Annotated in this window: 19 protein-coding genes and 1 tRNA gene; 2 read left to right on the top strand and 18 right to left on the bottom strand. The window is 63.7% G+C overall.

Annotated elements, in window-relative coordinates; all coding sequences use genetic code 11:
- Positions 1-131: 131 nt before the first annotated feature.
- The 17 genes from B7449_RS02450 to mnmE all read right to left on the bottom strand — a co-directional run bounded on the left by B7449_RS02450 (position 132) and on the right by mnmE (position 19243).
- Positions 132-893, bottom strand: a complete 762-nt coding sequence (locus tag B7449_RS02450) for a methylenetetrahydrofolate reductase (protein WP_039734099.1) — start codon at positions 891-893, stop codon at positions 132-134.
- Positions 890-1819 (bottom strand): bifunctional methylenetetrahydrofolate dehydrogenase/methenyltetrahydrofolate cyclohydrolase FolD, encoded by a 930-nt coding sequence (gene folD / locus B7449_RS02455; protein WP_048883205.1) that lies wholly within the window; start codon positions 1817-1819, stop codon positions 890-892. Before folD ends, B7449_RS02450 begins: the two co-directional genes overlap by 4 nt.
- A gap of 181 nt (positions 1820-2000) precedes the next feature.
- Entirely contained in the window at positions 2001-3572 is a 1572-nt protein-coding gene (locus B7449_RS02460; RefSeq protein WP_039734095.1) for a Do family serine endopeptidase, read from the bottom strand.
- A 120-nt stretch (positions 3573-3692) separates the two neighbouring features.
- Positions 3693-4166: a nucleoside deaminase gene (locus B7449_RS02465; RefSeq protein WP_039734161.1), complete on the bottom strand. Its 474-nt coding sequence runs from the start codon at positions 4164-4166 to the stop codon at positions 3693-3695.
- A gap of 466 nt (positions 4167-4632) precedes the next feature.
- On the bottom strand, positions 4633-5379 hold the full coding sequence (locus B7449_RS02470) for a histidine phosphatase family protein (protein ID WP_235721278.1): 747 nt from the start codon (positions 5377-5379) through the stop codon (positions 4633-4635).
- A 35-nt stretch (positions 5380-5414) separates the two neighbouring features.
- Complete coding sequence (locus B7449_RS02475) at positions 5415-7523, bottom strand: hypothetical protein (protein WP_039734092.1); 2109 nt, start codon at positions 7521-7523, stop codon at positions 5415-5417.
- Entirely contained in the window at positions 7505-8263 is a 759-nt protein-coding gene (locus tag B7449_RS02480; protein WP_039734090.1) for an RluA family pseudouridine synthase, read from the bottom strand. The genes B7449_RS02475 and B7449_RS02480 overlap by 19 nt, the downstream gene beginning before the upstream one ends.
- Positions 8260-11112: a DNA translocase FtsK gene (locus B7449_RS02485; protein WP_039734089.1), complete on the bottom strand. Its 2853-nt coding sequence runs from the start codon at positions 11110-11112 to the stop codon at positions 8260-8262. The genes B7449_RS02480 and B7449_RS02485 overlap by 4 nt, the downstream gene beginning before the upstream one ends.
- 171 nt (positions 11113-11283) lie before the next feature.
- A complete protein-coding gene (gene rsmD / locus B7449_RS02490; RefSeq protein ID WP_039734087.1) occupies positions 11284-11859 on the bottom strand; it encodes a 16S rRNA (guanine(966)-N(2))-methyltransferase RsmD in 576 nt (191 codons plus the stop codon).
- On the bottom strand, positions 11859-12635 hold the full coding sequence (locus B7449_RS02495) for a pseudouridine synthase (RefSeq protein WP_039734085.1): 777 nt from the start codon (positions 12633-12635) through the stop codon (positions 11859-11861). The genes rsmD and B7449_RS02495 overlap by 1 nt, the downstream gene beginning before the upstream one ends.
- Complete coding sequence (locus B7449_RS02500) at positions 12632-13372, bottom strand: gamma-glutamyl-gamma-aminobutyrate hydrolase family protein (RefSeq protein WP_039734084.1); 741 nt, start codon at positions 13370-13372, stop codon at positions 12632-12634. Before B7449_RS02500 ends, B7449_RS02495 begins: the two co-directional genes overlap by 4 nt.
- A gap of 168 nt (positions 13373-13540) precedes the next feature.
- A tRNA-Lys gene (locus B7449_RS02505) sits at positions 13541-13616 on the bottom strand.
- 83 nt (positions 13617-13699) lie between these two features.
- On the bottom strand, positions 13700-14599 hold the full coding sequence (locus B7449_RS02510; RefSeq protein ID WP_039734082.1) for a ParB/RepB/Spo0J family partition protein: 900 nt from the start codon (positions 14597-14599) through the stop codon (positions 13700-13702).
- On the bottom strand, positions 14599-15423 hold the full coding sequence (locus tag B7449_RS02515) for a ParA family protein (RefSeq protein WP_039734079.1): 825 nt from the start codon (positions 15421-15423) through the stop codon (positions 14599-14601). The genes B7449_RS02510 and B7449_RS02515 overlap by 1 nt, the downstream gene beginning before the upstream one ends.
- Positions 15416-16024 carry a 16S rRNA (guanine(527)-N(7))-methyltransferase RsmG gene (gene rsmG / locus B7449_RS02520; protein WP_082084732.1) on the bottom strand — a complete coding sequence of 203 codons (609 nt, stop codon included), beginning with the start codon at positions 16022-16024 and terminating at the stop codon, positions 15416-15418. The genes B7449_RS02515 and rsmG overlap by 8 nt, the downstream gene beginning before the upstream one ends.
- Entirely contained in the window at positions 16024-17895 is a 1872-nt protein-coding gene (gene mnmG / locus B7449_RS02525) for a tRNA uridine-5-carboxymethylaminomethyl(34) synthesis enzyme MnmG (protein ID WP_039734077.1), read from the bottom strand. The genes rsmG and mnmG overlap by 1 nt, the downstream gene beginning before the upstream one ends.
- A 13-nt stretch (positions 17896-17908) precedes the next feature.
- Entirely contained in the window at positions 17909-19243 is a 1335-nt protein-coding gene (gene mnmE / locus B7449_RS02530; RefSeq protein WP_048883207.1) for a tRNA uridine-5-carboxymethylaminomethyl(34) synthesis GTPase MnmE, read from the bottom strand.
- 73 nt (positions 19244-19316) lie between these two features.
- On the opposite strand from mnmE, the gene B7449_RS02535 reads away from it, so the two are divergent.
- On the top strand, positions 19317-19772 hold the full coding sequence (locus B7449_RS02535; RefSeq protein WP_039734074.1) for a methylated-DNA--[protein]-cysteine S-methyltransferase: 456 nt from the start codon (positions 19317-19319) through the stop codon (positions 19770-19772).
- Between the two features lie 33 nt (positions 19773-19805).
- The gene (locus B7449_RS02540; protein WP_039734072.1) at positions 19806-20777 is read left to right on the top strand and encodes a quinone oxidoreductase family protein; all 972 of its coding nucleotides are present in this window, start codon (positions 19806-19808) and stop codon (positions 20775-20777) included.
- Between the two features lie 134 nt (positions 20778-20911).
- Here B7449_RS02540 and rho read toward each other — a convergent pair whose 3' ends face one another.
- Positions 20912-22222 (bottom strand): transcription termination factor Rho, encoded by a 1311-nt coding sequence (gene rho, locus B7449_RS02545; protein WP_039734071.1) that lies wholly within the window; start codon positions 22220-22222, stop codon positions 20912-20914.
- Positions 22223-22645: the final 423 nt, after the last annotated feature.

Raw genomic sequence — 22645 nt, forward strand, 5'->3', positions numbered from 1 at the left:
AGCCCTGCATCCCTGGTCGAAAATCACGCGGGAAACCCGTCAGATACGACAGGAGAAAATAGTGGACCATACCCTTGCCGGACATTTTCCCTCTGAATCGCGTTGCAGACCACAAGGACGATCCCGCCGGTTCAGCAGGTCAACAGATCCTGCACCTGGCCCCGGCGCAGCGGGGGCAGGTAACGCTCCAGCTTGACGCGCAGCGGCATGAGATAGGTATTGCCGCCTGCCTGCGCCACGGTCTCCATCATCTGCCGTGCAAAGGCGATATTGGCGTCCAGCGTCGGCTCGAAATCATGGGGAAAAATGACGTGGTTCGTCGTTTCCCAGTATGAGCGTGACTTCGGGCCAATCACGGGGGAAATGCCCCAGAACACGTTTTCCCCATGCAGCCAGTTCATGCACAGGTCCAGCATGCGCATGTCAAAAATGGGCTGGGTAAAGAAACCGGCGGCACCGGCTTCCTTCTTGCGGGCTATGGCCTCCATTTCCTTGTACGGCGCACGGCGGTACGGATCGAAGGCGGCATAGACCGTCAGATGCGGCGCTTCACGCCGGTACCGGGCAATCATGCTCTCGCTGGTATTGGGGTAGGTACGGTGCTTCAGGTCCGACGGCGGATCCCCCTTCACCACCAGCACTTCCTTCAGGTCCGGGTCGTCCGCGCCCGGCAGCGGTGCGTCGGGCGCGATGTCGATGGCGCGGATATGGGGCACCACACGGGGGAAAATCGGACGGACCAGGGCCGCAGCCTCCCAGCTTCGGATGGAAAAACGCAGGAGGTCGGGAATATTGAGCATCTGCGCATCGGGAAACAGCCGACGGACATCCTCGGCATCGCGCAGCAGCGTTTCCCGGTCGCGCGGGATCAGTTCAACGGATGTCAGCGTCATGTGTTTTCTCCTGAACGCGCCTTGCCCTCCACAAGCATGCGGGCCGCATCGAGGGTATTGCGCAGCAGGCAGGCGATGGTCATGGGGCCGACCCCACCGGGCACAGGCGTAATCAGGCCCGCGCGCCTGACAGCTTCATCAAAATTCACATCCCCGACCAGCCGCGTCTTGCCGTTGGGCAGCGTCACGCGGGATATTCCGACATCGATCACCGTCGCACCCGGCTTGATCCAGTCGCCACGCACCAGTTCGCGCACGCCTGTCGCCACCACGACAATATCCGCCTGCCGGGCAAGGGATGCGGTATCACGTGTATCGATATGGGCCACGGTTACGGTGCAGCCTTCGCGCAGCAGCAGTTCCGCCATGGGGCGGCCGACCAGGTTGGACGCCCCGATCACCAGCGCATCGCTGCCACGCATGTCGCCCACGTAATGACGCAGCAGCAGCAGGCAACCGAGTGGCGTGCACGGCACGATGCCCGGCAGCCCCAGCGCCAGTCGGCCGGCATTGACCACGCCCAGCCCGTCCACGTCCTTTTCGGGAATGATCGCATTGGTCACCGCAACCGGGTCCAGCCCCGCAGGCAGCGGCAGCTGCACAAGGATGCCATGGATTTCGGGATCGACATTCAGCCGTTCGATCAGGCCCAGCAGTTCCTTCTGCGATGTCGTGGCGGGCAGCATGTGCATGAACGAACGCATGCCCGCGCGGTGGGTCTGCAGCGCCTTGTTGCGCACATAGACCTCACTGGCCGGGTCATTGCCCACCAGCACCACCGCAAGGCCGGGCGTAACGTGATACCGGTCATAGAAAGCGCTGACATCGGTCGCGATATCCTGCGTCATGCGGGCCGCGAAGCCCTTGCCGTCAATCAGGCGCGCGGCAGGGCGTTCCTGTGCATCGGATACTGCTGGACCGGTCATCATCCCTCCGGAAACGAACATGGCGATGCCAGCAGATAAGGCAAGAAACCATGGCGCGACAATCATCCCGCGCCAGTTTTCTGGCCCATGCAGTAAAAAAACCGGCTTTTTCCCCGTCCGGACGCAAAAAAGGCCGGAGCATCGCTGCCCCGGCCCACTGCCACCCGGTTATGGGAATGGCTTACTGGTCGTCTTCCTCGCTGCTGGCCGTATCCGAATCATCGCTGTTGGGGCTGACGGCCACAAAGACGCTCTGCCCGTTGCGCACGACCCGCAGCAGAACCGAATGGTTGGCCTGCAGTGCCTGCCGGATGGCGGACACCGTGGCGCGCGGGTTTTCAACCGGCACCTCGCCCACGGACTGGATGACGTCGCCCGCATGGATCCCGGCCTGTTCGGCAGCGGAACCGGGCTGCACGTCACTGACCACCACGCCACGCACGTTTTCCTCCAGCCCGAGCTGCTGGCGCATGTCAGGCGTCAGCGGCGCAAGGGTTACGCCCAGCTTCGGTCCCTTGTCCGCATCGTGGGAGGTATCGCCCACCGTGCCATCGGCCGTGCCACCCTTGCCAAGGCTGGAAATCTGGACACTGGCGGTCTGCGGCTTGTTGTTGCGCAGGTACGCAATCGTCGCCTTGGTGCCCGGCACGATGGTCGCCACCTTGACTGCAAGCGTATGCGGCGTGTCGATGGGCTGGCCATTCAGCGTGGTGACGACATCACCTGCCTTCAGCCCCGCCTTTTCCGCCGGGCTGCCGGCACTGACGCTGGCCACCAGCGCACCCGTCGCCGGCGCGCCGGAGGGCGACGGCTTCATGCCCAGCGCACTGGCCATGGACGGCGTGATCGCCTGCGCCGTCACACCCAGGTACCCACGGGTGACGTGACCGGTCTTTTCCAGCTGGTCCACAATGTTCTTCACGGTATCGGACGGAATGGCGAAGCCAATCCCGATCGACCCGCCAGAAGGCGACAGGATGGCGGTATTCACCCCAACCACCTTGCCATCCTGCGTGAACAGCGGACCGCCGGAATTGCCACGATTGATCGGGGCATCAACCTGAATGAAGGAATCATAGGGGCCATCGCCAATGTCACGCCCGCGGGCCGAGACGATACCGGCCGTCACCGTGCCGCCAAGGCCGTACGGATTGCCAACGGCCACGACCCATTCACCCGGTTCGACCTTATCCGAATCCCCCAGTTCGATAAAGCGCAGCTTGCCCGACGGCGAGACCTTGAGCAGCGCGATATCCGTCTTGGAGTCGCGGCCCACGATCTTGGCGGGCAGCGCCGTGCCGTCATCCAGCGTCACGGTGACCTTGGTCGCACCCTTCACCACATGGTTGTTGGTCACGACATACCCGTCGGGCGAAATGACAAAGCCCGACCCACGGGCCTCAACGGTATGGTGGGGCTGCTGCGGCATCATCTGGAAGGGAAAGGGGAACGGAAAACCGCCGGGCATGCCACCCGGGCCACCATCCTCGCCCGTATCGGCATCCTTGATCCGCGCCGTGATGGAGACAACGGCAGGTTTGACCTGCTTGACCAGGTTCACGAAATTCGGAAGCTGCTGGATCTGGGTATCAGGATGGATGACCCCACTGTCTTCCGCACGCGCCAGAGGAGCCGAGAGCAGACCCGCCCCCGCTACGGTGCTGGCGACGAGTGTTGCCAGCATCCGGTTCCGGAACCGGCTGGGGGAAAGGGCGTTCGACCGCAATACGTCTGACATGGCATCCCTGAACATGGTTGTCCTGCTGAAATCTCAAAACGACGGACGGGACCGACCGCCGGGGCTTACAGTCCCATTGCCTGCATTGTGCCGCAAGACAGCCGACCCGTGTTATACCGTTGCATGACAAATAGGTTAGGCGCGCAGCCGCTGGAAAAACTCCCTCAGCAGCTGCCCCGCCTCGCGCTCGCGCACGCCGCCCACGGTTTCGGGGCGATGCAGGCAGCGTGGCTGCGCAAACAGGCGTGGACCATGTTCCACCCCGCCCCCCTTCGGGTCATAGGCCCCGAACACGATCCGGCCGACCCGGAAATGCGTGGCCGCGGCAGCGCACATCGGGCATGGCTCCAGCGTGACATACAACGTGCAGCCGGCAAGGCGCAGGCCCACGCGCTGCATGCCTGCCGTCCGCATGACCAGCATTTCCGCATGGGCGGACGGGTCGCCCCATTCTTCCACCCGGTTGCCCGCGCGCGCCAGCAGCCGCCCGTCCGGCCCCGACAGGGCAGCGCCCACCGGGACTTCCCCACGCCGGGCCGCGGCACGGGCTTCCTCCATCGCGATATCCATGAAATGCCCCGGCAGGGGACGTGAACGTGTCATGCGCATCCGGTCGCGGTCCCCTTCAGTCCCGATATGTCCGCCGTCGTCCATTTTTTTGTGGATCGGCACAACTCCCGCCTGACAATATCGTTTCACATAGGTGGCAGTAGGGGCGAATTCCCCCCACTGCCCTTCTGGCAGACCGCAACTGGCCCATCCCATCCCGGGTCATGCAACCACCCGGGGCATGGGTGACCTTCATGGGAGTAAGGTGATGCATACGCTCACGCTTGTTCTTGCCACCGCTGCCATTGTAGCGGGGATGGCCGCCTCGGACGATCTACGCCACAGAACCACACAGGCAGGCGAGTCCTGTGTCCTGACCTGCATGCTGCGCACGGACCAGCGCTGACAGTTCCACGGCCCATGCCGGATCACGCCGCGGCATGGGCCGTGCTTCATTTCTCCGCCGGGTCGCGCATGACCATGCCGTGATCACCGACCGGGCGGGGCATAGGGACCTGCCTGGCCCTCACGCCCGTCCGGTCGCCGCAATAGCCGGCGAGGTCACGGCCATTTCTTCGTACCCATCCTGCGCTGATGCGGGCAGAGGCATGGGCAATTCGTTGACCGTGACGATCCGCCACCCCTCCGGCAGGCGCTCGATCACGCTTAGCGCCAGGTTCTGCACGGAAAAATGCAACGCCGTTTCCGCATGGATACGCAGGGCATGCGCAAGGGCGGCGCGAATGGCCCCGCCATGACTGACCACCACCATGTCCTGCCCCGCATGTTCCGCCGCCAGACGGTCCAGGCACGCGCCGACCCGGGCACAGACCTGCACCATGCTTTCTCCCTCCGGCGGCAGTTCCGTGGCACTGACGGACCAGAACGGGTGCGCGGGCAGGCTCAGCCTTTCGGGCAGGGTATCGTGGGTGATGCCATGCCATTCCCCCATGGACTGTTCGGTCAGGTCCGGCTCGACCTGCCATTCATGCGGGCCATAGCCCGCCTGCTGGATGGCGCGCGCCGTCTGGTGGGTGCGTGACAGTGGCGAGGTGAACCACAACGCCGGATGCGGCAGGCGACGGGCCAGTGCTTCATACATCCAGCGCTGGGCCACAAGGCTGTCGGGACACAGGGGCACGTCCATCGCGCCATACAGCCGCATGCGGGCATTCTGTTCCACCAGTGCGTGACGGATCAGCCAGAATCGGGTCACCCCTTTCTGCAACTGGGGAGTATCAAGGAAATTGCTGTGATTTTTCTGTATGGTCACGCTGAACATCCATTGAACGGGAAAGTCGTGAAAACTCAGGCTGGCAGGATGGCGCGCGCCTGCCAGCCATGGGGCAGATAGGTCTGTACCGGCGCGGCCATGCTCAGCCGCGACCAGTGCCGCAGGATCAGGTTGATCTTGTCCACGATCCGTCCCACGTTACGCACTTCACGGCGTAGGCGTTCGGTCGGATCCATGCCGTCATGCGACGGCTCCCCTGCTACAAGCCGGGCGCCCGCGGAAATACGCAATGCCCCCGCGACCATACCGGGCAGGCCGGGATGCGCCAGCGGCACGGGCTGGCCTACATGACACAGCAGGCACGCAAGGGCCACGTCGGGATCATCGGGCGGGATAAGGCCCGACAGGTCGGTGTTGAGCCACGCATAAAGCCGCCGCGCATCCGGCAGCACCAGTGGATGAAAACCTTCCCCGTCACTGTCGGGCGCACGCACGAAAAAACACATGATGGTCGGCAGGGTATCCCATGCCCCTTCCATCGGCGTGCGGTCAGGCCGGACGGGGGGCAGGAGTTCGAGTGCCGGTTCCGCCATGATCCGGGCCGAGACCGCAGACAGGAAATCACGCAGCCGGTCATGAACCGTCACACGGGGAATACGGCTGAACGCGGCCATTTCCGCCAGTGCCGCACACCAGCGCAGGATCAGCCCGATATTATGCCCCGCAGGCAGACCAGCCACCGCCCCGCCCCGTGGCCAGGCATGCCGATAGCTGTAATCTTTCAGCCCCACGGGCACGGAACGGGGACCATCCAGCCTGCGACGCACGCCTGTAGGCAATAGCAGCGCCCCGCAGAACGGCGGGCCGGTAAAGAACTTGGACCCCGTGACCATGACCATCCAGCCCCTGTCCAGATAGTCGCGGACCCGCAGCGGGTCCAGCCGGGCCTGACAGGCATCCACCACCACGTCCGGACCATCCCCCGTCCCGTCCATTGGTGCACAGGCCCGTTCCAGCGCCGGAAGCCCCGGCGCCAGCAGCCCGGTCTTGGACAGGTCCAGCCGGTGCAGCAGCACATGCCGCCCCGCGGCACGCATGTCATGGGTCAGGCGGCAGGTTTCGGCATCCACCTCTGCTACCGGGCGGACATGCCCCTCCGCATCGCGCATCGGCACGTTCACCACCAGCGTATCGGTGGGGAATCCCGCAATCGGCGCGCCCCGCGTCACACCATGGCCAAGGGCGGTGTCATTGGCGAAATGACACCCCATGGCAGCCAGCGGGACGCCGCTGCCGGTTTCCTCAGGCGCAAGCACGATATTGCTGACGGGCCGTCCACTCGGTGCAAGGGATGCAAGGGCCAGCGCATACAGTTCGCAGTCCGTGCCGGAGGGGGCCAGCACGACCCCTTCCCCCGCCACAAGGCCGAAATGCGCTGCGATATGGGCCTGTATGTCCGTATCCAGCGCGCAGGCTGCCGCGTCCCCGCGTCCATGCAGTGCACCGGCCAGCAGGGACAGCCGCGCCGTCTCCGCCCCCGCGAACCCCCGTTCGGACAGTGATGATGCCGTGGATGAGGCAAACGTAATGGCCCATGGCCGGGGCCGGTGCGAACAGCCGTAATGGTTCAGGCCCGTTGCCGGGTCCACGGCCAGGCGGGCATCGCCGCCCGTAGCCATCAGGCTTTCGGTTGGTCCCAGTATGGGCCACAGGTCACGTAACGCATCATGCAGCGCGGCAAACGGATCGGTGCCGGACTGTCGCGGCACATCAGGCTGAAGCGGGGCAAGGGCCTGCCATATCTGTCGCAGGGCGGATGGCGGGGGCACCTGCGCCTGCGCCATCTGCGGCACCCATGCCGCGGGCGCATCCGCATCCGACCGACCGGTATCAAGATACCAGAACAGGGCCGCCGTGCGCGCGGCACAGAAAGCAGCGCACAGCGCCCTGTGCGGCGCGATGTCCAGCAGGGGGGCGAGTTCCAGTGCATGGCGCAGGAAAAAGGCCGTTTCCTCCTGCTGTCCCTGTGCAGGCAACCCCAGCACGATGGCGCCCGTAGGCTGGACACGGAACGGCAGCTCCAGCGCCGGGTCCAGCGCGATCTGCCGCTCGCCCGCAATAACGCGCAGGTCCGGTCGTTCCAGAACGCGCAGCAGTTCCTGCGTCAATGTGTGGGCGAACACCGTGCTGCTTCCTTTTCCACATTGTCAGGCGGCGCGGTCCAGCCAGCCTGTTCCATGATACGGCGCATATGCTCCGGTGGCATGGCCGTGGCGTGCACGGACACATCCAGGGGTAAGTGGATGCTCCGGCTCATCAGGTGTAGCGCCCCCGCGTCCCGGGCGCCATAGCGCGTATCCCCACGTATGGGACACCCGATCGCAGCGCAATGCGCACGCGCCTGATGGGTCCGCCCGGTTTCCAGCACCAGTTCCAGCCAGCTTATGAGCTGGCCCGCGCCATCATGACCCGTTCCCAGCACACGCCAGCGCGTCCGGGCGGGCTGGCCGCCGGTTTTCACAGGCTGCATCCGCCACTGCCTGTCGTGTTCCACCCGCGCAAGCGGGACGTCGATCACCCCCTGCGCCGCATCAGGCGCACCCTGCACGATGGCCCAGTAGGTCTTGCGCGCCTTACCGGCCGCCAGACACGCCTGTACCGCCACCAGCGCCTGCTTGCGCAGGGCCACCACCAGACAGCCCGATGTATCCCGGTCCAGCCGGTGCGCCAGCCACGGGCCGTTGCGATGCCGCGACAGTGCGGGAAACCAGTCCTCGACGCTTTTGCCCCCGTCCCTGCCCGGATGGGCCGGCAGGCCCGGCGGCTTGTCCAGCACGACCAGCCGGCTGTCACGGTACAGAACCGTAAACGGCAGGGCGGTGGAGGACTGTTTCACCGCACGGGGCATGGCGTGGGGCTTCATTCGTCTTCCGTCGGGCGGCGCATCAGGACTTCGCGGCGACCGACATGGTTGGCCTCGCTGACCAGTCCTTCCTTTTCCATCTGTTCGATGATCTTGGCGGCACGGTTATAGCCGATCGACAGGTGACGCTGGATGAAGGATGTGGACGCCTTGCCTTCGCGCGCCACGACCTCGACCGCCTGCGCGAACAGGCCATCTTCCTCCGCCCCGCCAGCGGGGGCTGCGAAGGGTTTGCCGGAGCTGTCCTCTTCCTGTGGGGAAATGACGTCATCATCATAGATCGGCTCACCCTGCGTGCGCAGGAAGGCGACGACGGCCTCCACCTCATTATCATCCACGAACGGCCCATGCACGCGCGTGATCCGGCCACCGGCCTGCATGAACAGCATGTCACCACGCCCCAGTAGCTGTTCGGCCCCCTGCTCGCCCAGGATGGTGCGGCTGTCGAACTTGCTTATGACCTGAAAGGAAATACGGGTCGGAAAGTTCGCCTTGATGGTGCCGGTAATCACATCCACCGACGGGCGCTGGGTGGCAAGGATCAGATGAATGCCCGCAGCCCGCGCCTTCTGCGCCAGACGCTGCAGCAGGGCTTCGATTTCCTTGCCCGCCACGATCATGAGATCGGCCATCTCGTCCACCACGATCACGAGATATGGCAGGGAATCGAGGGCAAGCTGCTGTTCTTCGAACGTGGGCTTGCCGGTTTCGGGGTCATAACCGGTCTGGACGCGCCGGGTCACGATTTCACCACGCGCCCGCGCTTCGGCCACGCGTTCGTTGTAGCTTGCGATATTGCGCACCTGCAGGTGCGCCATGCCACGGTACCGGCGATCCATTTCACGCACGGCCCATTTAAGGGCCGCAACCGCCTTGGCGGGTTCCGTGACCACCGGCGTCATGAGGTGGGGAATCCCCTCATAAATCGACAGTTCAAGGATCTTGGGGTCAATCAGGATCAGGCGGCACTGCTCGGGCGAAAGACGGTACAGCAGCGACAGGATCATGGAATTCACGCCCACCGACTTGCCCGACCCGGTGGTGCCCGCGATCAGCAGGTGCGGCATGGCGGCAAGGTCGCTGTAAACCGACTCGCCTGCAATATCCTTGCCCAGCGCCAGGTTCAGACGCGCACGCGAATGCCCCCATTGCGGATCCATGAGCAGTTCGGAGAAATAGACCGTCTCACGCCGTGTATTGGGCACCTCGATCCCGATCACGTTACGGCCCGGCACAGTGGCGATACGCACACTGAGCACCGACAGGGAACGCGCCACGTCATCCGCCAGGCCAATCACGCGCGCGGCACGGATGCCGGGGGCTGGCTGGAGTTCATACAGCGTGACCACCGGGCCTGCGTGATAGGCGACGATTTCGCCCTGCACCCCGTATTCCGACAGCACGGTCACAAGCTGCGTGGCATTGGCATGCAGCAGTTCCTCGGTCGGCTTGGTCGCTTCAGCCGATGGCGGGGGCTTGAGCAGCGACAGCGATGGAAACTGCCATTCCGGTTGCGGCGGGGGTGTATAGGCATCTTCCACCGGGGCCACGGGCGTTGCGGTGGCATAGTCCGGGCCGTCCGCCGCCGGTTCTTCCGCCGCGCGGCCTGTACCCGAAAAAAAGCGCGACAGCAGGTTCGGGCGCGCAGGTTCCTTTGCAGCAGCTGGCAGGTCATCCGGGAGCGACGGAATAATGGGCGCCGTCTCCTGCCCCCCGGTCTCCTCATGCCATGGCAACCGGTCCGATGCGGGCGAGGACCCGCCCGTCAGCAGGGGCTGGGTAATTTCCTCGTCCATGCCCGGCGGGTGCATCCAGCTGGTCTGCAACGAAACCTGCGCGGGTTTGCTCCCGTCCGCCTTACGGCCGCCCAGCGCTGCGGGGCGCACGGCCGTTTCCGGCTTTTTGACCGGTGCGGGCATGGCCTTCGGCCCGGCGGCCACCGCCGTCTTGGGATCGGCCACCGGCATGATGCCCGTGCCAGGCATGGATTGCCCCGTGGACACACCCGGGTCCGCCTGCATCGCGCGGCTGCCCGTATCCGTAAGCGGCGTCTGGAAAGGCGAGGCCCCAGCCACATCATGCCTTGCGCCAGAAGCCGGAGACGCCGTGGAGCTGGCCCGCTGCGGCATGTCGGGATACGGAACCGTGTCCGGCATATCCCGCGCCTGCGCCCTGTCCCCCGTTACGCGTCGCAACCAGATGGCCAGCACCATGGGCTGGCGCAGCAGGACCCGGATCCCCCGGCCAATGCCCCGCCATTCGGACAGGGACAGCGCAAGGGCCAGCAGCAGCAGCAGGCCGCCGAGCACCAGCCCCAGCAGCCAGACGACAAGCGGCCCCCCACGCCCCACGAACACGGTGGCCGCCTGAATGGACATATGCGCCACCGACAGGCCGACAGCCCCGCCCGGTCCCGCCTGCGTGGGCCACAGCGGGGCATGAAGCGCAGGCAGCAGCAGCGGCACGGCAGCGATGTCAGCCGCGATGACCGGCAGCCCGCAGACCAGCGCGATAAGACGCAGCAGCGCCGATGTCAGCCCGTGATGCCGGATCAGCCGCCATCCCCATGCCAGCAGGCAGAAAATGGCCAGCACATCCACGATCCCGAAATTCTGGAGCATGAAATCAGCCATGTACGCGCCCGGCCGCCCGAGCAGGTTGGCCGGGGGCTGGGCGCTGGACGTATTGGCTGATGGATCGCGTGGATCATAACTCCACAACGCAATGGCGAAACACAGCGCCAGACTCCACAACCCCAGCCCTCCCGCTTCGGTCAACCGGTCGCGCAGGCGCGACCGTACCGGGCCGGAGGACAGCGAGTCAGGGACAAAACGGCTGAAAATCGCCAAAAATCCATATCCTGATCATAAGTCCCGGCATGGGGATGCCATCAGGGACCAAACGCACAAGGGAAACAGCCAGTACACTACACTCCATGCCTGTCATTTCCGTCAAACGATCCAACTATAACCCCGTCCGCCCCATAGACAGAAGGCCGCTGGCGAAAATACGGCAATCAATCATGTCGCGTCATCCACACCATGCCGCCACGCATACAGGCACGCGGCCCCATGCCTGCGTTCCAGCAGCAGCCGGTCGGCAGCGACAGGCGCAGGTTCCGCCGCAGCCGTTTCCACCACCACCAGCGTTGTCGGGTGCAGCCAGCCCCCACGGTCCAGCACCGACAGCGCCCGGGCAGGCAGGTCCTGGTTATAGGGTGGATCAAGGAAAACCATGTCCACCGGCCCCGCCGCCCCACGTGGTGGCAGGCGCAGCATGTCCAGCGCGCGGATCACGGCGCGATCACCCATGCCACAGGTCGCGACATTTTCACGCAGGGTCCGCAGGGCGGCACGATCGCGTTCCACGAACACGGCGCTGGCAGCCCCACGGGACAGGGCTTCCAGCCCCAGCGCACCCGTGCCGGCGAATCCATCCATGACGCGCGCGCCACGCATGATGTCCACCCCCGCCCATGGCGCATGGGCCAGCGTGTCAAACAGCGCCTGCCTTACACGGTCCGCCGTCGGACGCGTGGTCTGTCCCGGCGGCGCGCGCAGGGTGCGCCCACGACAGTCACCCGCAATGATCCGCATTACGCCCTGCGCTGTGACGGAGCGGACGGAAGCCCGGGCACCTGTTCACGAATGACCTTGCCGGTGACTTCTTCCAGTTCGCCGCGCTTGAGGGTGCCAAGCTGGAAAGGACCATACGACGTGCGGATCAGGCGGCTGACATGCAGGTTCAGTCCCTGCATGACCTTGCGGACCTCGCGGTTCTTGCCCTCACGCAATGAAACGGTCAGCCATGCATTGTCCCCCTTGACCGAATCCAGCTGTGCTTCGATCGGGCCATAGCGCACGCCCTCGAATTCACTGCCATGAGCAAGGGATGCCAGCATCCGTTCGTCCACCACCCCGAACACACGTACGCGGTACCGGCGTATCCAGCCATTGCTGGGCAGTTCCAGCCTGCGGGCCAGTTCGCCATCATTGGTCAGCAGCAGCAGCCCCTCACTGTTCAGATCCAGCCGTCCCACGCTTATGACGCGTGGCATGGCCGGTGGCAGGGACTCGAACACCGTCGGGCGACCTTCGGGATCGCGATGGGTTGTCACCAGGCCATCGGGCTTGTGATAGCGCCACAGCCGCGTGCGGTCAGGCGCGCTGACCACGGTGTTGTCCACCTGAACGATATCACCCGCATCCACGAACGTGGCCGGGTGGGTGACAACCGCGCTGTTCAGCCTGACCCGGCCTTCGGCAATCATGCGTTCCGCGTCGCGGCGGCTGGCCACGCCCGAACGGGCCAGCCATTTGGCGATACGGTCGCCCCGTTCCGGTGCGTTGGATGGGGAATGGTCCTGTGTCATATTCGTATCTGCCTCGCAGCGTCGATCAACCCTTCGAACAGGAGACGGTCCCCTGCCGATATGCCAAATTCCGGATGCCACTGCACCCCGATGCAAAATGGATGGCCTGGCAGTTCAATGGCCTCGACAACCCCATCAGGCGCTGTAGCACAGATCACCGCACGTCCTGCATCCGCCACCGCCTGATGATGGGACGAATTCACCGCCAGCCGCCCACACCCCACCAGACACGCCAGATGCGTGCCTGCGATCACATCCACCATGTGCCCGGCCTCATCACGCGGATTGGGCTGTTCATGCGCAAGGGCCGTGGGATAGGTGTCGGGAATATGCTGCACCAGCTTTCCACCCAGCACCACAGCCAGAAGCTGCATGCCGCCACATATGCCCAGAACGGGCAGCCCACGCGCCATGGCCGCACGGACAAGGGCCGTTTCAGCTGCCGTCCGTCGTGGCTTGGTCTGCACGCTGGCGTGCTGGTCCGATGCGCCGTACAGGTCGGGCGGCACGTCAAACGCGCCCCCCGTCACCACCAGACCATCCAGCCGCGCGACCATGGCCGCCGCCTGCTGCGCATCATGCCCCAGGGCAACCGGCAGCCCACCGCACGCGGCAATCATGTCCATGTAATTCTGCCGGATCGCGTACCACGGAAATCGGGAATAACCGTCCCTGTCATCCGTCGCGGGCGGTTCGCTGTCCAGCGTGACCCCGATCAGGGGGAAATGGGATTTCATCCCGCCTGCCTAACGGAATATTCAGCCAAAAGGAATGGAGATGCCACGCTGTTCCCTTCCCTGATTGCCTGACAGAGCCGAAATACTGGCCTCCCCCAGGAAACAGAATACAAAAAATCCCCACCGGACATGCCATGATGGGGATTTTCGTAAACCTGTTAAACCCTATGGTGGGCGCACAAGGGCTCGAACCTTGGACCCGCTGATTAAGAGTCAGCTGCTCTACCAACTGAGCTATGCGCCCACAGGGTTACCCGCTTGGGTGAGAGGGCTTCTAGCAGTCAGCCTGTTGTCTGGCAAGGGGAATTTTTGATTTTTTTGAAATTCCTACTGCAGCAGCAGCCGCAGCACGCCATCGAACTGTTCCAGCGAGCGGTAATCAATGCGGATGCTCCCCCCTTTCCCGTCAAAGGATATCTGGACCTTCAGCCCCAGCCTGGCCGCGAGATCACGTTCCAGTGCAGCGATTTCAGGATTACGGGCCGTTTTGTCCGCCTTGTCGCGTGCATTCGCCGCCTTGCGTTCCTGCTGTCTGGCCAGCGCTTCCGTCTGCCGGACATTCAGCCCCTGCGCCAGCACGATTTTCAGTGCCGCAACCGGATCGGCATGCCCAAGCAGGGCGCGGGCATGCCCTGCGGACAGGCCGCGATGGCGCACCGCATCGCGCACGGGCGGCGGCAACTGCAGCAGGCGCACCATATTGGCGACATGCGGGCGGGATTTGCCTATGGCGCTGGCCAGTTCATCCTGCGTCAGGTCGTAATCATCCAGCAGACGCTGCAGGCCCTCGGCTTCTTCAATGGCATTGAGGTCGGCACGCTGGAGGTTTTCCACCAGTGCCGCTGCCATGGCGTCCCCGTCATCAAGCGGACGGATATGAACAGGCACGTCATGCAGGCCCGCAATCTGGGCCGCGCGCCAGCGACGTTCGCCCGCAATGATCTGGTAAACCCCTTTCCGCCCCGGATGGGGACGGACAAGGATAGGCTGCAGGATGCCACGTACGCGGATGGAGCTGGCCAGTTCGTCCAGCGCACCGGGTTCCATCTGCTGGCGTGGCTGGAAGGGGCTGGGTTCCATGACGTCAACCGGCAGGCTGGAAATGGCTTCCGGCACCTTGCGGGCCTCTACCGCTGGTGCGGCGGGCAGCATGTTGACCTGCTCCCCCAGCAGGGCGGCCAGCCCGCGACCGAGACGGGGACGACCGGCATCCTTCTTGGTTTTCATCAGCTTGCCTTCCCTTTTCGTACTGCGTGCAGCCCCAGACGGTCCACCACTTCGGTGGCGAGGGCCTGATAGGCCAGGCTGCCGGACGACCGGTGGTCGTAATTCATAACCGGCTGTCCATGGCTCTGTGCTTCTGAAATCCGGATATTGCGAGGAATAAGGGTTTCCATCACCCGGTCGCCGAAGAAGCTGCGGGCGTCATCCGCCACCAGTTCCGACAGATTGTTCCGTCGGTCATACATGGTCAGCACAATACCATCGAGCTTCAGCGCCGGGTTGAGCGACTGGCGCACGCTGTTGACGGTACGGACCAGCTGGCTGATCCCTTCCAGCGCAAAGAACTCACACTGCAGTGGCACGATCACGGATTGCGCCGCCACAAGGGCATTGAGAGTCAGCAGGCCGAGGCTGGGCGGGCAATCAATCAGGATGGCATCATAATCCGCCCCGATCTGCGCCAGCGCATCGTGCAGCCGGTATTCCCGCCGATCCGCCATGACCAGTTCCAGTTCCGCGCCGGCCAGTTCCGTATCCGCCGCGATCAGCGACAGACCGGGCACGGCGCTGGGCTGAACCACGGCGGCGGCCCGCGCGCCATCTTCCAGCATGGCGTAGGTACCGCTGCGCCGGGCATCATACCCCACGCCCAGGCCGGTCGAGGCATTGCCCTGCGGGTCCATATCGACAAGCAGGACCTTCAGCCCCGATGTCGCCAGAGCCGCAGCCAGATTGATGGCCGTGGTTGTCTTGCCCACACCGCCCTTCTGGTTGGCCAGCGCAATAATGCGGGGGGAAGCGGCTGGGCCGCTTTCCGTATCATTCATTGTTGTGGTCTGTGACACGCCTGATATCGCTCAATTTTAGAATCACACCATCCGTATTTGTACGGCTTGGAATCCGGGTTGTCGCCATGTGCCAGCCGGAGCTGGCCGTCATCAATTCTTCTTCCGCATTCCGTCCTTTCAGAAACAGGCAGAAGCCATCCGGGCGCAGGAAGCGCGTTCCCCATTCCAGCAGGCGCGGCAGGGGGGCCAGCGCGCGGGCCGTGACCACCTGCGCGGGTGGCACGTCCGCTACCTCCAGCCGCTGCGCGCACACGCGCACCTGCACGCCTGCGGTCCGTGCGGCTTCACGCAGGAAAGCAGCCTTGCGCTGATCTGATTCAATCAGTGTAACCCGCGCACCCGTGGCGCAGGCAATCACCAGACCCGGGAACCCGCCACCGGACCCCATATCCACCAGACTGATGGGACCGAACGGAATCATCTGCGCCAGTTGCAGACTATCAGCAATATGGCGCGACCATAAATGCGGCAGGTCATGCGGCGACACAAGATTGATCCGCTGGTTCCAGCGCAGCAGGATATCGGCATAGCGGTCCAGCCTGTCGCGTGTTTCACGTGAAACATCGGGCATGACGGGCATCATACTGCGACCTGCCTTTGCCGCACATGCGCCAGCAGGGCAACCAGGGCTGATGGCGTAATACCCGGGATGCGCTGTGCCGCGGCAAATGTCATGGGGCGAACCCGTGCCAGACGTTCCTGCATTTCCGTGCTCAGCCCACCCACCAGCGCATAGTCCAGGTCTGGTGGCAGCGCCATGCGTCCTTCGGTAGCCAGCTGCCGGATTTCACGGTCCTGTCGGGAAATATAGCCGCTGTACCGGGCTTCGGTCGCCAGATGCTGGGCCACGCGGGGTGGCAGGTCGATAAACCATGGCGCCACCCGGGCAACCGTTTCCGGCGATGCGTCCGTAGCCAGCACGTCAAGCAGGGAGCGCGCCCGCCCGTCAGCCGAGACATTCACCCCTGCCCTGCGCAGGATGTCAGGCGTATAGGTTTCATTGCGCGCGTGATCGGTCGCAGCATCAATCGCGGCACAATCCGCATGGTAGCGCTGCGCGCGCGCAGGCCCCACGCAACCCCACTCCAGACCTCGCGGTGTAAGCCTCAGGTCGGCATTATCCGCCCGCAGGGTCAGACGATATTCGGCGCGGGACGTAAACATGCGATAGGGTTCGGACACGCCCTGCGTGGTCAGGTCATCGATCATGACGCCGATATAGGCATCCCCGCGATCAAGGGTGACACCGGATTGCCCTGCCGCATGCCGGGCTGCATTGACGCCTGCAATCAGCCCCTGAGCGCCCGCTTCCTCATACCCGGTCGTGCCGTTGATCTGGCCGGACAGGAACAGGCCCGGCATGTTTTTCAGTTCCAGCGTGGGGGCCAGTTCGCGCGGGTCCACGTAATCATATTCCACCGCATAGCCCGGCCTGACAATCCGGCAGTGTTCCAGCCCCGGAATGCTGCGCAGCATGTCCACCTGCACATGTTCAGGCAGGCTGGTGGAGATGCCATTGGGATACACCAGCTCCCCATCCGGGCTGCCGGGCAGGCCTTCGGGTTCAAGGAAGATCTGATGGGACTCCCGCTGCGCGAACCGCACGACCTTGTCTTCGATCGACGGACAGTACCGTGGTCCCCGCCCTGATATCGCCCCACCATACAGGGCGGAAAGCTGCAGGTTCTCGCGGATGATGTCATGCGTGCGTGGCGTAGTCGCCGTAATGCGGCACGACACCATGGGGTTCGTAATGGCGTCCGTCATGCGGCTGAACGGCTCGGGCACGGCGTCGCCCCTGTCTTCCGCCAGGGCGTCCCAGTCGATGCTGTCCCGCGCAATGCGGGCTGGTGTCCCGGTCTTGAGGCGCCCCATGCGCAACCCCAGCGTGGCCAGACGTTCACCCAGCGCATTCGCGGGCCGGTCCCCTACCCGCCCTGCAGGCTGGCTGTCATGTCCGACATGGATCGTCCCACGCAGGAACGTGCCGGTAGCCAGCACCACAGCCCCGCAGGCGAAGGCGCGGCCATCCTCACAGACCACGCCATCGATCCGCCCCTGTCCGTCAAGCAGCAGGTCACCGGCCGCCCCTTCCACAATATCCAGCCCGTCTGTCTGCGCCAGCAGATCCTGAATCGCCTGACGATAGAGCGAACGGTCCGCCTGCGCCCGCGGACCATGCACCGCAGGCCCCTTGGAGCGGTTCAGCAGTTTGAAATGGATCCCGGCCCGATCCGCCGCGCGTCCCATCAACCCGTCCAGCGCATCAATTTCACGCACAAGGTGCCCCTTGCCAATGCCGCCAATGGCCGGGTTGCAGGACATGATGCCAATCGTCTCGCGACGATGCGTCAGCAGCATCGTCCGCGCGCCCATCCGCGCAGCGGCCGCGGCGGCTTCGCATCCAGCATGGCCGCCGCCCACGACAATCACATCGTATTCGCGATTCATCCCGACGTCCCTCCTACTTGCCAATGCAGAACTGGCCAAACACGGTATCCAGCAGGGCCTCGACATCCACGGCCCCTGTCAGGCGCCCAAGCGCGCGCATTGCCAGCCGCATCTCTTCCCCCCGCATTTCCGGCCATGTCATCATCCGCGCCTGATTGAGGTGATGGACCGTCTCCTCTATCGCGGCGCGATGGCGTGCCCGGGTGAAGGGCGCGCTGGCCCGGCCAGCCGTCAGGGCACGTGCCCGGCCAGCCAGAACGCTCCTTAGCACATCCATGCCCGCACCGGTGAGAACACTGATCCCGATTACGCCATCCGGCGCGGGAGACAGGTCCGTCTTGTTGCATACCAGCACCCCGTCCCCGTCCAACCGTTCAGGGGGAGTATCATCTGCAAACACATGCACCACGCAATCAGCCTGTTTCACGTGAAACAGTGACCGCCGCACGCCTTCGGCTTCAATCTCATCATCGGTTTCACGCAGGCCCGCCGTATCGACCAGTGTGACCGGCACGTCCCCCATGACGACACGGATTTCAATCGCATCGCGCGTCGTGCCCGCCCGGGTGGACACAATGGCGGCATCGCGCCCCGCCAGGGCATTCAACAGGCTGGACTTACCGACATTCGGCTCACCCACAATGGCAAAGACCAGTCCGCGCCGCAGGCGCTCGGCGCCTTCGCCCATGGCCAGGTAATCCTGCATGGTCGCGTGCAGCGCCCGCAGACCATTCACCAGTTCCTGTTCGACTTCAGGGGGGAGTTCTTCATCAGGGAAGTCGATCAGGGCTTCCTGATGCGCCAGCAGCACGCGCAGCCTGTCGGCCCATTCCTGGTACAGGCGGCTCTGCGCCCCATCGACCTGCGCCAGCGCCTGTCGCCGCTGGGCCTCGGTTTCCGCATCGATCAGGTCAGCAATGCCTTCTGCCTGCATGAGGTCAAGCCGACCGTGGGTAAAGGCACGTCGGCTGAATTCTCCCGGCTCTGCCGGGCGCGCGCCCAGCGCCACCAGCGTGTCGGCCACAGCACTGATAACCGCCGGTCCCGCATGCAGGTGCAGTTCCGCGCTGTCCTCCCCCGTATAACTGTCCGGCCCCGGAAACCACAGCACCAGCGCGCGGTCCAACAGGACGGGTGCATCCCCATCCTGCCGCCATAGCCCTCGCAGGGATGCACGGCGCGGCGCAGGCAGGCGCCCGCACAGGGATTCCACAATCCTGCCCGTCCCCGGGCCGCTCAGCCGCATGACGGCTATGGCCGCACGGGACAGGCCACTGGCCAGCGCGAAAATGACGGGGGGATGACGATCACTTTCCTGCACAAACATCTCCATGGTGGCCATCATCATTTTGTCAGTTCCGGGAACGGCGTTATCGTTCACCTCTTTGTCCTGATCAAGGTGACTCATGCCACAACTTTCAATGCATTCGCCACTCGCCCCCCTCACCGTCTCTGTCGAGGATGGAAAAATCGTGGCGCTTGACTGGGGCTGGGGCCGGGATCAGGAAGAAACACCCCTGCTGCTGGAGGCGCGCGCCTGGCTGGATGCGTATTTTGACGGTGACGCCACGCTATGCACCCTGCCACTGAACCCGTATGGCACGCCCGAGCAGATCGCCGCATGGCGGTTCATGCAGACCATTCCCGTAGGTCAGCAGGTCTCATGGAGGGATGCGGCGCGTCTGGCCGGTGTTCCCACCGATGCCATCATCAGTGCGTGCATGGAAAATCCCATTCCCATCCTGATCCCCTGCCACCGAATCAATTTTGATGATTGTGCGCAGTATGATCCCGAAACCTATCCCGGTGATGAAGGCGCGCGGGACCGGCAGTTCCTGCATGATCTGGAAACCCTTTCCGCAAGTCCCCTGGCCTAATTTCCCCCGCACCAGCTACAGGACGTTCAGGACATGAATACCGTCATCCGCATTCATGAATATGGGGGGCCAGATGTCCTCCGCACCGAAACGCTACCCGTTCCCACCCCGGCAGCAGGCGAAGTCGTGCTGCGGCAGGAGGCGATCGGGGTCAACTTCATCGATACCTATTTCCGCACCGGCCTGTACAAATTCCCGGCTCTTCCCGCCGTGCCTGGCATGGAGGGTGCTGGAACCGTCACCGCTATCGGCTCCGGCGTGGAAGGCATCCGTCCCGGCATGCGCGTGGCCTATGTCACGACCCCGGGTGGCTATGCCACGTTCCGTACGATTGCGGCTGACAGGCTCGTGGTCCTGCCCGAGGACATCCCGTCGCAAACCGCCGCCGCCATCATGCTGCGCGGGCTGAGCGCACATATGCTGCTGCGCGAGGTCCATCGCGTCCAGCCCGGTGAGGACATTCTGGTCTATGCCGCGGCCGGTGGCGTGGGCCTGCTTATGTGCCAGTGGGCACGCCATCTGGGCGCACGCGCCATTGGCGTCGTCTCAACGGCAGAAAAAGCGGAACTGGCCCGGGCCAACGGGGCAGCGGATGTCATCATCGGCACGGATCGGGTAAAGGAACAGGTCAGTGACCTGACAAACGGGCGCATGCTGCCGGTCGTATATGACAGCATTGGCCGCGACACCTTTGAAACCAGCCTGTCCTGCCTGATGCCTCGCGGTCTTATGGTCAGCTATGGCAATGCATCGGGCCCAGTGACGGGCGTCAATGTCGGCACGTTGGCTTCCCATGGCAGCCTGTACCTGACACGCCCGGCCCTTACGACCTATATCGCCAAACGGCCCGCGCTGCTGCATGCCGCCAGTGAACTGTTCGCCCTCGTGCGGCAGGGCATCATCAAACCATGCATCGGCCAGTCCTTTCCCCTGACCGAAGCGGCACAGGCCCATATCGCCCTTGAATCACGCAAGACCACAGGCAGCACAATCCTGCTTCCCTGAATTGCAGCCGGAATAGCAGAAACTGCCAATTGCCGTCTTTTTTGAAAAAAGCTTCACTAAAAACTTTTGTCTTTCAAAACAAAAACCCCGGCCTTGCGGCCGGGGTTTTTTCAATCCGTCACGAAACAACCCGATCAGGTATTCATCGCATCGAAGAAGTCGTGGTTGGTCTTGCTGTATTTCAGCTTGTCCAGCAGGAAGTCCATCGCATCCATGGTCCCCATCGGGGCAAGGATACGGCGCAGGACCCACATCTTGGCCAGATCGGCCCGATCAACCAGCAGCTCTTCCTTACGGGTGCCGCTCTTGGTGATGTCGATGGCAGGGAACGTACGCTTGTCAGCCAGCTTGCGATCAAGGATCAGTTCCGAGTTACCGGTGCCCTTGAACTCTTCAAAGATGACTTCATCCATACGGCTGCCGGTATCAATCAGCGCGGTCGCGATAATGGTCAGCGAACCGCCTTCCTCGATATTACGGGCCGCACCGAAGAAACGCTTGGGGCGCTGCAGCGCGTTGGCGTCCACGCCGCCGGTCAGCACCTTGCCCGATGACGGCACGACGGTGTTGTAGGCTCGGGCCAGGCGTGTGATCGAATCCAGCAGGATCACGACATCACGCTTGTGCTCGACCAGGCGCTTGGCTTTTTCCAGCACCATTTCCGTGACCTGCACATGGCGTGTCGCGGGTTCATCAAAGGTGGAGGACACCACCTCGCCCCGCACCGAACGCGCCATGTCCGTCACTTCTTCCGGCCGCTCGTCAATCAGCAGCACGATCAGGAACACTTCGGGATGGTTCGCGGAAATGGAGGAGGCGATGCTCTGCAGCATCACGGTCTTGCCGGTGCGCGGCGGGGCCACGATCAACGCGCGCTGGCCCATGCCGATGGGCGAGACGAGGTCGATCACGCGCGAGGTGAAATCGCGGTTCGGGGTCTTGCCCTTCCCCTTGCCATTGGCGGGCGGTTCCGTAGCGCCCCCCACAGTCGAGTTCTCGACTTCCATCTTCAGGCGGCGTTCGGGGTAAAGCGGCGTCAGGTTATCGAAATTGATCCGCTGGCGCACGGCCTCGGGCGGTTCAAAATTGATCGCGTTGACCTTCAGCAGGGCAAAATACCGTTCCCCATCGCGGGGCGCGCGGATCTGGCCTTCGACCGTATCACCGGTGCGCAGGCCGAAGCGGCGGACCTGGCTGGGGGAAATATAGATATCATCGGGTCCGGGCAGGTAATTGGCTTCCGGTGAGCGGAGGAAGCCAAAGCCATCAGACAGGATTTCAAGCGTGCCGTCCCCATAGATGGCCTGATCATTGTCGGCCAGTGTCTTGAGGATCGTGAACATCAACTCCTGCTTGCGAAGAGAAGATGCGTTTTCAATGTTCAGACTTTCAGCATATGCCAGAAGGTCTGCTGGGGATTTGGCCTTGAGTTCGGCGAGTTGCATGCAGGATATGCCTATAAGTGGGCAGTTCACGAAAGGAAAGGAAAAGCCGGCAATCAGTTTGAGAAGGCGCGTCGATGACGGACCCTGACCATATTCGGACGAAACGGTTTGATGCAGCTTAACGGATAGGTGGGAATCCCGAGCACGCCATGAAATGGCACCCTTCGGGACAGCGGAACCATATGCCTTTAATCACCCGACGTCAAGCATCCGCGCCCGTTCATGCCATATCACCCTGTGGGCATGATAATGTTTATACTGTCGTCATGGCTGTAACGCCGCGGCACGACACAATATTCACCTGCCCGCTGCGACGTTTCGATCCGGTTCCAGCAGCCTTTACCCTTCGGGCGCCGGGCAACGTTCCTGATTGCTTCAGGATAAACCGTTGATAAAAAACCAGCGGCACTGCCTGGATGCCGC

This window comes from Komagataeibacter intermedius TF2, assembly GCF_000964425.1.
In the GTDB taxonomy this organism is placed as follows: Bacteria; Pseudomonadota; Alphaproteobacteria; order Acetobacterales; family Acetobacteraceae; genus Komagataeibacter; species Komagataeibacter intermedius.